This is a genomic window from Pseudomonas sp. P5_109 (assembly GCF_034009455.1).
Classification (GTDB): domain Bacteria; phylum Pseudomonadota; class Gammaproteobacteria; order Pseudomonadales; family Pseudomonadaceae; genus Aquipseudomonas.
In genome coordinates this window covers 5,722,143-5,734,292 of record NZ_CP125380.1, presented here as the reverse complement: position 1 = coordinate 5,734,292, position 12,150 = coordinate 5,722,143, and the positions used below count along the sequence as shown (strand labels likewise).

Sequence of the window (12,150 nt, the reverse complement as noted above, 5' to 3'; positions counted from 1 at the left end):
TTCGTACAGTTTCAGAAACGAAAAAATATAGACAAGAAACACTGCTGTCAAAGGTCGAAAGTGAACCGTCGGTCATAAAGAAACTATTCGTCGCATGAATGAACGAGTCATTGGGCGATGGGAACGCCGGGCAGTGGCGTTATGGATGTGCTGCCCTGAAGCCTTTTAACGATCAATGTCCTAGAATCCGGCGCAGTATTTTCTTCTGCCGCCGAGTCTGGAGCTGTCATGACCCCCGCATTGGATTTGTTGAAAAAGGTTCGGGCCGAACATCGCGTACACAGTTACGAGCATGACCCGAAGGCTGCCTCCTATGGTCTGGAAGCTGCGGAAAAACTCGGGCTCGACCCGGCACAGGTGTTCAAGACCTTGCTGGCGGCCAGCGAAAAAGGGGAATTGCTGGTGGCGGTGGTGCCGGTGGCCGGCAGCCTGGATTTGAAAGGGCTGGCCCACGCCGCTGGCGTGAAAAAGGTCGAAATGGCCGATCCGGCGGCGGCGCAGCGCTCCACTGGCTATCTGTTGGGCGGGATCAGTCCGCTGGGGCAGAAAAAGCGTTTGCGTACCTTCATTGATAATTCGGCCCAGCCCTTCGCCAGCATTTTTGTCAGTGCCGGTCGACGTGGACTGGAAGTCGAGCTGGCACCGGCGGTGCTGGCCGAACACACCCAGGCAAAGTTTGCCGATATCGGCCGTGCGTGAGCATCGAAGTGGGCGCAGCGCTGTATGGTGAAAATCAGCCTGCTCTGTCACTGGTGCCGGTTCGACCAACGCGGCATGCTCGACGGGTCTGACAAAGGGAGAAGTTTATGCAGCTTGAGTTTCATCAGGTCGACGCGTTCAGCAATCAGCCATTCAGCGGCAACCCGGCAATGGTCTATCGGCTCGATACCTGGCTCGCCGATGAATTGATGCAGAAGATTGCTGCCGAGCACAACCTCGCCGAAACGGCGTTTGTCGTGCGCGAAGGGCAGGGCTGGCACATCCGCTGGTTTACGCCGACCACCGAGGTGCCATTGTGCGGGCACGCGACGCTGGCCAGTGCCTATGTGTTGTTTGAGATCTACAAGGAGCCAGTCGAGCGACTGGACTTCACCTGTAAATCCGGCCCGTTGAGCGTGATGCGGGAGGGCGGGCGCCTGTGGCTGGATTTTCCGACCATCGTGCCGACGCCAGTGAGCGACACTGTGGCTATCGAACGTGCACTGGGTGTGAAAGTCGTGGAAGTGCTGGCTTCGAACGAGCTGTTCGTGGTGCTCGAATCCGAGCAGGCCGTGCTTGACTGCACACCGGACATGGCTGCCCTGGCGAAGTTGCCGTGGTTGGGCGCCATCGTGACGGCGCGGGGCGAGCAGCACGAATTCGTTTCCCGTTACTTCGCTCCGGCCATCGGCATTGATGAAGACCCGGTGACCGGATCGACCCATTGCCTCCTGATTCCGTACTGGTCAAAGCGTTTGGGCAAGTCGAGCCTGACGGCTTTCCAGCGTTCGGCGCGGGGTGGGGAGTTGTTCTGCCGGTTGGAAGGCGATCGGGTGAAGATTGGCGGGGATGCGACGCTCGTTGCGCGTGGAACGCTAATCTTGGGCTAATGCAAAACTACTGTAGGAGCGAGCCCGCTCGCGATGGACGTCAACGATGACGAGTGCTCGCTGGATGAACGCGGCGCTCCGACGTTTTTCGCGAGCAAGCTCGCTCCTACAGGTTTTTGTGTGTATCAGTGGGCGGTGCTGTAGCGCCGGACACCTGATTCAACAGTCGGAATCTGCGCCGCCGTGCTGCCTGACGCCTGGAACAGCACCAGGTGTTCAGCCGCGACACGAATGCCCACATCCGCCCCGACCTGACGATCGACATGGCTCGGGAAAATCGATTCCAGCTGTGCGCCTGTCGGCAGCTGCAAGCGATACAGGGTCGACGCGCCCAGGAACGTCTTGCCAGCGATTCGCGCCTTCAGCTCGCTATCCGGTGCATAGACAATGTCGTCCGGACGCAGCAACACATCCACGGCGCCACCGACCGGCCAGGTGTAGGCCCGGTTGCCGCGCAACTCACCCAGCTCGGTTTGCACCGATTCGGGGCTGCTCAACTGACCGCGAATGAAATAGCCCTGGCCGATGAAGCTGGCCACAAAGGGTGTCAGCGGTTCGTGATACAGGTTGTAGGGCGTATCCCACTGCTCCAGTCGACCTTCCTTGAACACGCCAACGTGGTCGCTGACCGCGAAGGCTTCTTCCTGGTCGTGAGTCACCAGAATCGCGCTGGTGCCACGGGCCTTGAGGATGTCGCGCACTTCGTGGCTGAGCTTGCGGCGCAATTCGCCATCGAGGTTGGAGAACGGCTCGTCGAGCAACAGCAGTTGCGGCTCCGGCGCCAGGGCGCGGGCCAGGGCGACGCGTTGCTGCTGGCCACCGGAAAGCTCATGGGGGAAGCGCTTGCCGAGGTTCTTCAGGTTGACCAGTTCCAGCAGCTCTTCGACGACGCGATCCTTTTGCGGATGCTTGCGAATGCCGAAGGCGATGTTGTCGGCCACGCTCAAATGCGGAAAGAGTGCGTAGTCCTGGAACACCATGCCGATGCGACGCTTCTCCGGGGCGAGGGTGAAGCCGGCGCTGGAGATGGTCTCGCCCGCCAGCTGGATTTCACCTTCGTGTACCGGTTCGAAACCGGCAATCGCCCGCAGGGTGGTGGTCTTGCCGCAGCCCGAAGAGCCCAGCAGGCAACCGATGTCGCCAGCGTTCAAATGCAGGTTCAGGTTCTGCACCACGCGCTGGTCTTGATAGCCGCAGGCGAGGTTGCGCAGGTTAAGCAGTAATGGCTGGCTCATGCGTGGTGATACGAAGGTGGGACGAGGAATTCGAGCAGGGCTTTTTGCGCATGCAGACGGTTTTCGGCTTGATCCCAGGCCACCGAGCGTTTGTCGTCGAGCAGGTCGACGCTGATTTCTTCGCCGCGGTGTGCCGGCAGGCAGTGCATGAACAGCACGTCGTCAGCGGCCAGGTCGAGCAGGGCGCGGTTGACCTGATACGGTGCGAAGAGCTTCAGGCGCTTGGCGGTTTCCTCTTCCTGGCCCATGGAGGTCCAGACGTCGGTGCTCACCAGGTGTGCGCCGCGCACGGCATCTTTCGGGTCGCGAACGATGGTGACCCGATCGCCGGCCTTGGCCACGAATTCAGGATTGGGCTCGTAGCCTTCCGGGCAGGCAACGCGCAACTGGAAGTCGAACTGGATCGCCGCTTCTATATAACTGTTGCACATGTTGTTGCCGTCGCCGATCCAGGCCACGGTCTTGCCCTGGATGGAGCCGCGGTGTTCGAGGAAGGTCTGCATGTCGGCCAGCAACTGGCACGGGTGCAGGTCATCGGACAGGCCGTTGATCACGGGTACGCGGGAGTTGGCGGCGAATTCGGTCAGGTTGCTGTGGGCAAAGGTACGGATCATCACCGCATCGAGCATGCTCGACATGACGATGGCGCAGTCGCCGATCGGCTCGCCGCGACCCAGTTGGGTGTCACGTGGCGACAGGAAGATCGCCTGGCCGCCGAGCTGGATCATGCCGGCCTCGAAGGAGATTCGGGTGCGGGTCGAGGATTTCTCGAAAATCATCCCCAGGACGCGATTTTTCAGAGGCTCGAACAGTACGCCGCGGTTACGCAGGTCCTTGAGCTCAACGCCTCGACGGATCACGCTGACCAGCTCTTCGGGCGTGCAATCCATCAGGGAGAGAAAGTGCCTTGCGCTCATCATTGACTACCTTTTTGCTACAAACCGCAGATGCTCAAAGCCTTGTTTAACGGAACAACGGGCGAGACCTGCGGCGTAAGCCGCACGGGGCGACGAAATAGGGGAAGGCGCGATCTTATAATTAAATGTCGCGTCTTACCAATAGGGCTACAGTTTTTAGGGAGTTTCAGAGGTGCTACGGGTTCACCGAGGTAGCGCTTTGAAGCTTGATTCCTTATAGCAGCGGCTCATTTGTACACCGGCCTCTCGGGGCTTGGCAATCAGACGGGGCGGCAATGGTGCGCTGACAGTCGGTTTCTGACCTGTCATTCCAGTGCTTGAGCGGCCTGTCGCCAGCCTGAAATATTTGCTAATGCAAAGTGCTGGGTTATAAATAAATCTCGAGCGACGCAGGAAGCTTTCCGATGGAATCGAAAGAACAGCTGTTAATGGAACTACTGGGCCTCACGGCACGCTCCCTGACCCACCTCACCGCCTCAGTGACGACGATGTCCTTCGAGTTGCTGCGCAGTGAAGACGAGATTACCCGAGCCGCCGGCCGTCACATGGTCGATCGCATGGCCACCATCAGTGCCGGGCTCGACGAACACTGGCGCCTGATCGGCGAACTGACCGGTGTCGATGTCGCTCGCGGGCAGTTCGAAACCCGTCAGGACATCCAGTTGCAGGCGCCACCCAGGTTGCCTTCGAACTGAACTCTCGTGGCCATCGGCTGGCCTGATAACCCTCGATTCACAAGACGAACGTCGCTGGTGTAGCGACGGCTCTGGCGCCATAGTTTTGTTTCCGCGGCCTACGTTGCCCGCCCATAACAAGACAGAGACTGGCCATGACCAAGACTCTCCATCACCGTGCGTGCCATTTGTGCGAAGCAATCTGTGGCCTGACCATCGAAACCACTGAGGTCGAAGGCGGAAACGTCCAGATCACGTCGATCAAGGGTGATCCCCTGGACACATTCAGTCGTGGACACATCTGCCCCAAGGCGGTAGCGCTGCAAGACATCCAGAACGATCCGGACCGCCTGCATCAGCCGATGCGGCGGGTGGGCAATGAATGGCAACCCATCGAATGGGAAGCGGCATTCAATCTGGTCGCCGAACGCCTTGCTGCAATACAGGAACAGCACGGACAAAATGCCGTGGCGGTCTATCAAGGCAACCCGAGCGTGCACAATTACGGGCTGATGACCCACAGCAATTACTTCCTCGGCCTGCTGAAAACCCGCAACCGGTTTTCCGCTACATCGGTCGATCAACTGCCTCATCACCTGACCAGTCATTTGATGTACGGCCACGGTTTGTTACTGCCTATCCCGGACATCGATCACACCGACTTCATGCTGATCCTGGGCGGCAACCCGCTGGCTTCGAACGGCAGCATCATGACCGTGCCGGATGTGGAAAAGCGTTTGAAAGCGATTCAGGCGCGGGGCGGCAAAGTGGTGGTGGTCGACCCGCGCCGTAGTGAAACGGCGGCCATTGCCGATCAGCATCTGTTCGTGCGCCCGGGCGGCGATGCCGCGCTGTTGTTCGGCCTGCTCAATACCTTGTTCGCTGAGGGGCTTACCCGCGACAGCCATCTGCCGGTAGACGATCTAGAGCAGGTGCGGGAGGTTGTCGCGCCATTCACCGCCGAAGTCATGAGCCCGTTGTGCGCCGTACCGGCCGAACAGATCCGCCAGTTGGCGCGGGACTTCGCCGCAGCGCCGAGTGCCGTCTGCTATGGCCGCATGGGCGTCTCGACCCAAGCCTTCGGTACGCTGTGCCACTGGGTGGTGCAGTTGATCAACCTGGTCACCGGTAACCTTGATCGCGTGGGAGGGGCCTTGTGCACCGAACCGGCGGTGGACCTGGTGGCGACGACATCAGGCGGACACTTCAATCTGTGGCAGAGCCGGGTTTCCGGTCGCCCGGAATACGCTGGAGAGCTGCCGGTCTCGGCACTGGCCGAAGAGATGCTGACTGAGGGAGAAGGGCAAGTCCGGGCGCTGATTACCGTGGCGGGCAATCCGGTGCTGTCCACGCCCAATGGCCGAAAGCTCGAACAGGCGCTGGACGGGCTGGAGTTCATGGTCAGCATCGACCTGTACATCAATGAAACCACGCGCTATGCCGACCTGATCCTGCCGTCCACATCGGCGCTGGAAAACGACCATTACGACACCACGTTCAACCTGTTTGCGGTGCGCAACGTCAGTCGTTTCAACCGCGCAATCCTCGGCAAACCCAAGGGCGCGTTGCACGACTGGGAAATCTTCGTCGGGTTGGCCAAGGCATTTGCCGCCAGGACCGGCAAGGAGTTGAAGCCCACCATCGCCCCGGCGCAAATGATCGATCGCGGCCTGCGCATGGGGAAGTACGGCGACACGTCTGAGCACAGGCTGTCGCTGGCGACTTTGTTCGATCACCCCCATGGCATCGATCTGGGCGCGCTCAAGCCTAACCTGACGCCACGCCTGAAGACTGCCAATCAACGCATCCAGGCCGCACCGGCCGCGATACTCGCTGACCTGGCGCGCTTCGCAGCCTTGAAGGCACCCGCCGCCGACGAGTTGTTGATGATTGGCCGCCGGCATGTGCGCAGCAACAACTCATGGATGCATAATTATCATCGGTTGGTGAAGGGCAAACCGCGTCATCAGTTGCTGATGCATCCGGACGACCTGGCCAGTCGCGGACTCAGTGACGGGCAGCGCGTACGGGTCAGTTCGCGGGTGGGCGTGATCGAAGTCGAAGTGCTTGGCAGTCTGGACATGATGAAAGGCGTGGTCAGCCTGCCACATGGCTGGGGCCATGCGCGGCCGGGCGTGCAAATGTCGATTGCCAGCAGTCAGCCGGGTTCCAGCGCCAATGATCTGACCGACGAATGCCAGATTGACGAATTGTCGGGAAATGCCGCGCTCAATGGCGTGCCAGTGACCGTGGCAGCTGCTTGAATCAGTCTGACGGAGAGACCAAGCAGGGCGCTCGGCTTTCCGTTACAATGCGCCACCGTGCCGACCCATGAGTCGGAAAGTTCAGCCGAGGTGCTCCATGGATATCATCGAAACGATTAAAGAGCAGATTGCCAACAACACCATTCTGCTTTACATGAAAGGCTCGCCGAATGCCCCGCAGTGCGGCTTCTCCGCGAAAGCCGCGCAGGCCGTGATGGCTTGTGGCGAAAAGTTTGCGTACGTGGACATCCTGCAGAACCCGGAAATCCGCGCCAACCTGCCAAAATACGCCAACTGGCCAACTTTCCCGCAATTGTGGGTGGGTGGCGAGCTGGTCGGCGGTAGCGACATCATGACTGAGATGGCTGCTGACGGTTCGTTGCAGACCACCATCAAGGCTGCTGTCGAAGCTGCTGCTGCCAACAAGTCCGAAGCCTGATTCGCTGTATGTAGGAGCGAGCTCGCTCGCGATGGACTCAAGAACACCGCTGGGTGCCAGGCTCCCAGCGTTATCGTTAACGACCATCGCGAGCAAGCTCGCTCCTACAACAGGAACAGGCACAAAAAAGCCCCGCCTCTGTAAAAGAGAGCGGGGCTTTTTATTGCATCGAGATTAACGGCGTAGAACTTATTCGTCTTCGCCCATCTGCGATTGCAGGTAGTTCTCGATACCAATCTTGTCGATCAGGCCCAGTTGGGTTTCCAGCCAGTCGATGTGTTCTTCTTCGGACTCGAGAATGTCTTCAAGCAATTCACGGCTGCCGAAGTCGCCAACTTTCTCGCAATGCGCGATGGCCACTTTCAGATCGGCATGACCGGTTTTTTCAATACGCAGGTCACACTCGATCATTTCCTTGGTGTGTTCGCCGATGTGCAGCTTGCCCAGGTCCTGGACGTTCGGCAGGCCTTCAAGGAACAGGATGCGCTTGATCAGCTTGTCCGCGTGCTTCATCTCGTCGATGGATTCGTGGTACTCGTGCTTGCCGAGCTTGTTCAGGCCCCAATCTTCATACATGCGCGCATGCAGGAAGTATTGATTGATCGCGACCAGTTCATTGGCAAGGATCTTGTTGAGATGCTGGATGACTGTAACGTCGCCTTTCATGATGGGGTCCTGCCCTTTAATAGCTGTCAATAGGACAGAGTTTGAGCCGCGTATTTGCTAGTGTCAAACCTAAGTTATTGAAACTTATATAAAAATTAATCGGAATAAGAATGTTTGTGTTCCGCGTCTAGAACATAACTAGTTGATTTGCGGACATAAAAAAACCGGACATATGTCCGGTTCCTTGAAAATCGATATTTAAGCGGCTGTAAATTCTGCCGGGTATGGAATTGCAGCCTGGGCCGTTTGCAGTTTGGTCAGGGTCTCGCGGACCACTTCCTTGGCGAGGCAGGCACATTTGCCGCATTGGCTGGCAACGCCGGTGGCCACACGGACTTCCTTGTAGCTGCAGCATCCTTCATAGATCGCATCGCGGATTTGACCGTCGGTGACGCCAGTGCAGAGGCAAACATACATAAGGAAGGACCGTCGCTGATTGTGACTCAATTGCGATGGATCTTAATGTTAACGAGAATGATTGTCAAAGTTGTTTCAGGGCACTTTTCCTCATAAGCGCGGATGGCTGACGAACGGTCTGCCTGGCAAGTCGGTGATGCAAAACCGTCGGGGATTTCATCGCGAGGGCAAAAAACAGCTAAGCCAGCTCAAACACGCGGTGTATGATGGCCGGTCTTTTGCGACCGGGGATCGTGTCACAGGGCTGTCGCCTCAGGGTGGCAGGCTGATACGAACCCTGTTTCTCACGCTATTACACCAGGAGATATCCAATGAGCGTACTCGTAGGCAAACAAGCCCCTGACTTCACCGTACCGGCCGTACTCGGCAATGGCGAGATCGTTGACAGCTTCACCCTGTCTTCGGCGATCAAAGGCAAATACGGCCTGGTGTTCTTCTACCCACTGGACTTCACCTTCGTTTGCCCGTCCGAGCTGATCGCTCTGGACAACCGCATGTCCGAGTTCAAGGCACGCAACGTTGAAGTGGTCGCTGTGTCGATCGACTCGCACTTCACCCACAACGCCTGGCGCAACACCCCGGTCAACAATGGTGGTATCGGCGAAGTTCGCTACACCATGGCTGCCGACATCAAGCAGGAAATCATGAAGGCCTACGACGTTCAGTCCGCTGACGGCGTGGCTTTCCGTGGCGCGTTCCTGATCGACGACAAAGGCGTTGTCCGTTCGCAGATCATCAACGACCTGCCGCTGGGCCGTAACATGGAAGAGCTGCTGCGTCTGGTTGACGCTCTGCAATTCCACGAAGAGCACGGCGAAGTCTGCCCTGCCAACTGGAAGAAAGGCGACAAAGGCATGAACGCTTCGCCAGAAGGCGTTGCGGCTTACCTGACCGAGCACGCTGCCGCTCTGTAAGGCACGTTGCAGGTACAAAAAAACCGGCCTTCGAGGCCGGTTTTTTTATGGGCGGGATTTCCGCTTTCTGTAGGAGCGAGCTTGCTCGCGATGGACTCGAGAACACCGCAGGGTGTCAGGCTCCCCGAGTTTTCGTTCACGACCATCGCGAGCAGGCTCGCTCCTACAACACATCAATCGTCGAAGTCTTCCCAGCCGCCCATCTGTTTCCAGCGATTGACGATGCCGCAGAACAGCTCAGCGGTCTTCTCGGTATCGTAGCGGGCCGAGTGAGCCTCACGACCATCGAAGTCGATGTCTGCTGCCTGGCAGGCCTTGGCCAGAACGGTTTGACCGTAGGCCAGACCGGCGAGTGTCGCGGTGTCGAAGCTGGAGAACGGGTGAAACGGATTACGCTTCATGTCCAGGCGCGCAACCGCCGCATTCAGGAAGCCCAGGTCGAAACTGCTGTTATGCCCGACCAGGATCGCCCGTTTGCAGCCATTGGCCTTGAGGGCCTTGCGCACGCCACGGAAGATATCGTTCAGGGCAGACTCTTCGCTCACGGCCATACGCAGCGGGTGATCGAGCTTGATCCCGGTGAACTCCAGGGCGGCCGCTTCGATGTTCGCGCCTTCGAACGGCTCGACACGGAAGAAGTAGGTGTGATCCGGGTAGACAAAACCCTTTTCATCCATGGCGATGGTGGTCGCGGCGATCTCCAGCAGGGCATCGGTGGCCGAATTGAAGCCACCGGTTTCTACGTCGACGACAACCGGCAGGTAACCACGAAACCGCGCTGCCATTGGATGACGGGAACCGCCTCCGCCACCATTGCCTTCCAGTTCGTCGTCGAAATGCTCTTCACTCACGCGTGTTCCTCCAGCAGGCGCCAGCGCAGTTTTTCACCGGCGCGCAGCGGGATAACGGTCAGCTCGCCAAATGGCAGGCTGGCAGGGGCGGTCCATTCTTCGCGGACCAGGGTGATGCGATCGGTGTTGGCCGGCAGGCCGTAGAAACGCGGGCCATTGAGGCTGGCGAAGGCTTCGAGCTTGTCCAGCGCATTGCGCTGTTCGAAGGCTTCGGCGTACATCTCGATCGCCGCGTAAGCGGTGTAGCAACCGGCGCAACCGCAGGCGGCTTCCTTGGCATGCTGGGCGTGGGGCGCCGAGTCGGTGCCGAGGAAGAACTTCTCGCTGCCACTGGTAGCGGCGTCGAGCAGGGCTTCCTGGTGGGTGTTGCGCTTGAGGATCGGCAGGCAATAGAAGTGCGGCCGAATCCCGCCCACCAGCATGTGGTTGCGGTTGTACAGCAGGTGATGCGCGGTGATGGTCGCGCCAACGTTGGCCGAAGCCGCGTTGACGAACTGCACGGCGTCCGCGGTGGTGATGTGTTCGAAGACCACTTTGAGGGTCGGGAAACGCTCGACCACACGGCGCATGTGCTCATCGATGAAGATTTTTTCGCGGTCGAACACGTCGACATCGCCACGGGTGACTTCACCGTGGATCAACAACGGCATCCCGACTTCGGCCATGGCCTCGAGTGCAGGGAAGATCTTGTCGATGCTGGTGACGCCAGAGTCCGAGTTGGTGGTCGCGCCGGCCGGGTACAGCTTGGCGGCGTACACGAATCCGCTGGCCTTGGCCTCGCGAATCTCTTCAGGCTGGGTGCGGTCGGTCAGGTACAGGACCATCAGCGGCTCGAACGGGCTGCCGGCCGGGCGGGCAGCGAGAATCCGCTGGCGATAGCCGTCGGCTTCGGCCGCGTTGCGCACTGGTGGAACCAGGTTGGGCATGATGATGGCGCGGCCAAAGGTGCGCGCGACATCCGCAACGGTATTGGTCAACACGGCACCATCGCGAAGATGAATGTGCCAGTCGTCGGGACGCAGCAGGGTCAGGCGGTCGGACATGAGGGGATTCCAGGCGGGTCAAACTGAGGGGAATGCTACCGGAAAAGACTCTTGCAGGCACTCGCTATCAAGTTTTGCGGGAAGCTTCCGATATCCAACAGGTATGCCGTAAACATATGTGTGTCGGTCTTTTTGTTGTAGAAGCCAGTGGAGCCCCCCGTGCGCCAGCGTTATTTAGCCTTGCTCAGTGTGTTTGCCAGCCTTCCCGCGATGGCGCTCACTTTCCAGACTCGCCTGGAGAGCATTGAGTGGACGGTCGAAGGCGACAAGTTCGAATGCCGCCTGACGCAGCCGATTACCGACTTCGGTTCAGGCGAATTCGTACGCAAGGCCGGTGAGCAGGCAACGTTTCGTCTGAAAGCCTATAACCCGATGATGGGCGGCGGTTCGGCGACCTTGCTCGCGGCTGCCGCACCGTGGCAACCGGGGCGTGACGATATCAACCTGGGCACGGTGAGAATCGGCAGCGGCAATGTATTGTTCAACAGTTCACAGGTTCAGGCCGGGCGTCTGATCAGTGGCCTGATGGACGGTCGCAGCCCGGTGGTTCGCCATTCCTCGGGGGATGGGCGGGTGTCGGAAGTACGTTTGTTGCCGGTCCGGTTCACCAAGGCATTTGCCGACTACCAGGGTTGCGTGGCGAAATTGTTGCCACAGAATTTCGAACAGGTGAAGCAATCCGAAATAGGTTTCCCCGGCGGCGGAATCGAACTCGACAGCGCAGCAAAAGCCAAGCTGCAGGTGATGCTGGAGTACATGAAGGCCGATCCGACGGTCAATCACGTCGAGCTCGACGGTCACTCCGACAACAGCGGCAACCGCCTGACCAACCGCGACCTGTCGCGGCGCCGGGCCCTGGCCGTGATGGAGTTCTTCAAGGCCAACGGCCTCCAGGAGTCGCAAATCACCGTGCGTTTCCATGGCGAACGTTATCCGCTGGCGCCTAACTCCAACAATGCCAACCGCGCGAAGAACCGTCGGGTAGCGGTACGCCTGGAGCGTGGAGCGCCCGCGGAGCAAGTCGCCCCGCAAGCAACGAAAGCGGCCACTTCGGCAACTTCCTGACTATTCGGTCATCGTCGCCCTCTCGACATAATCTGTCGCTTCGTCGTCATAAGCTGTCGCGCCACTGTAAATTATT

At 59.0% G+C, this 12,150-nt stretch carries 13 protein-coding genes; 7 read left to right on the top strand and 6 right to left on the bottom strand.

Going from position 1 to position 12,150, the window contains the following annotated elements; translation table 11 throughout:
- Positions 1–228: 228 nt before the first annotated feature.
- Entirely contained in the window at positions 229–699 is a 471-nt protein-coding gene (gene ybaK, locus QMK54_RS25425) for a Cys-tRNA(Pro) deacylase (protein ID WP_110659830.1), read from the top strand.
- Between the two features lie 107 nt (positions 700–806).
- A complete protein-coding gene (locus tag QMK54_RS25420) occupies positions 807–1,589 on the top strand; it encodes a PhzF family phenazine biosynthesis protein (RefSeq protein ID WP_223591669.1) in 783 nt (260 codons plus the stop codon).
- Between the two features lie 125 nt (positions 1,590–1,714).
- Here QMK54_RS25420 and QMK54_RS25415 read toward each other — a convergent pair whose 3' ends face one another.
- Together QMK54_RS25415 and argF are read right to left on the bottom strand one after the other, a co-directional pair.
- Positions 1,715–2,824: an ABC transporter ATP-binding protein gene (locus tag QMK54_RS25415; RefSeq protein WP_110661863.1), complete on the bottom strand. Its 1,110-nt coding sequence runs from the start codon at positions 2,822–2,824 to the stop codon at positions 1,715–1,717.
- The gene (argF, locus tag QMK54_RS25410; protein WP_110661864.1) at positions 2,821–3,741 is read right to left on the bottom strand and encodes an ornithine carbamoyltransferase; all 921 of its coding nucleotides are present in this window, start codon (positions 3,739–3,741) and stop codon (positions 2,821–2,823) included. The genes QMK54_RS25415 and argF overlap by 4 nt, the downstream gene beginning before the upstream one ends.
- A 404-nt stretch (positions 3,742–4,145) precedes the next feature.
- Between argF and QMK54_RS25405 the strand changes: the two genes are divergently transcribed.
- The 3 genes from QMK54_RS25405 to grxD all read left to right on the top strand — a co-directional run bounded on the left by QMK54_RS25405 (position 4,146) and on the right by grxD (position 7,118).
- Positions 4,146–4,436 carry a hypothetical protein gene (locus QMK54_RS25405; protein ID WP_110661865.1) on the top strand — a complete coding sequence of 97 codons (291 nt, stop codon included), beginning with the start codon at positions 4,146–4,148 and terminating at the stop codon, positions 4,434–4,436.
- Positions 4,437–4,570: 134 nt separating this feature from the next.
- On the top strand, positions 4,571–6,679 hold the full coding sequence (locus tag QMK54_RS25400; RefSeq protein ID WP_320401525.1) for a molybdopterin oxidoreductase family protein: 2,109 nt from the start codon (positions 4,571–4,573) through the stop codon (positions 6,677–6,679).
- Positions 6,680–6,776: 97 nt separating this feature from the next.
- The gene (gene grxD, locus QMK54_RS25395; RefSeq protein WP_034149018.1) at positions 6,777–7,118 is read left to right on the top strand and encodes a Grx4 family monothiol glutaredoxin; all 342 of its coding nucleotides are present in this window, start codon (positions 6,777–6,779) and stop codon (positions 7,116–7,118) included.
- Between the two features lie 189 nt (positions 7,119–7,307).
- On the opposite strand, the gene bfr is transcribed toward grxD, so the two are convergent.
- Entirely contained in the window at positions 7,308–7,784 is a 477-nt protein-coding gene (bfr, locus tag QMK54_RS25390; protein ID WP_110660658.1) for a bacterioferritin, read from the bottom strand.
- Between the two features lie 198 nt (positions 7,785–7,982).
- On the bottom strand, positions 7,983–8,201 hold the full coding sequence (locus tag QMK54_RS25385; protein WP_007985869.1) for a bacterioferritin-associated ferredoxin: 219 nt from the start codon (positions 8,199–8,201) through the stop codon (positions 7,983–7,985).
- Between the two features lie 311 nt (positions 8,202–8,512).
- Here QMK54_RS25385 and QMK54_RS25380 point away from each other — a divergent pair, with 311 nt between their 5' ends.
- On the top strand, positions 8,513–9,115 hold the full coding sequence (locus tag QMK54_RS25380; protein ID WP_007971324.1) for a peroxiredoxin: 603 nt from the start codon (positions 8,513–8,515) through the stop codon (positions 9,113–9,115).
- 173 nt (positions 9,116–9,288) lie between these two features.
- Here the strand turns inward: QMK54_RS25380 and rnt are convergent, their stop codons facing one another.
- Complete coding sequence (gene rnt, locus QMK54_RS25375; RefSeq protein WP_110660659.1) at positions 9,289–9,966, bottom strand: ribonuclease T; 678 nt, start codon at positions 9,964–9,966, stop codon at positions 9,289–9,291.
- Positions 9,963–11,009, bottom strand: coding sequence for a dihydroorotase (pyrC, locus tag QMK54_RS25370; RefSeq protein ID WP_110660660.1), 1,047 nt, complete (start codon positions 11,007–11,009; stop codon positions 9,963–9,965). Before pyrC ends, rnt begins: the two co-directional genes overlap by 4 nt.
- A gap of 159 nt (positions 11,010–11,168) precedes the next feature.
- Here pyrC and QMK54_RS25365 point away from each other — a divergent pair, with 159 nt between their 5' ends.
- The gene (locus tag QMK54_RS25365) at positions 11,169–12,074 is read left to right on the top strand and encodes a flagellar protein MotY (protein WP_110660661.1); all 906 of its coding nucleotides are present in this window, start codon (positions 11,169–11,171) and stop codon (positions 12,072–12,074) included.
- The last annotated feature ends 76 nt before the right edge of the window (positions 12,075–12,150 follow it).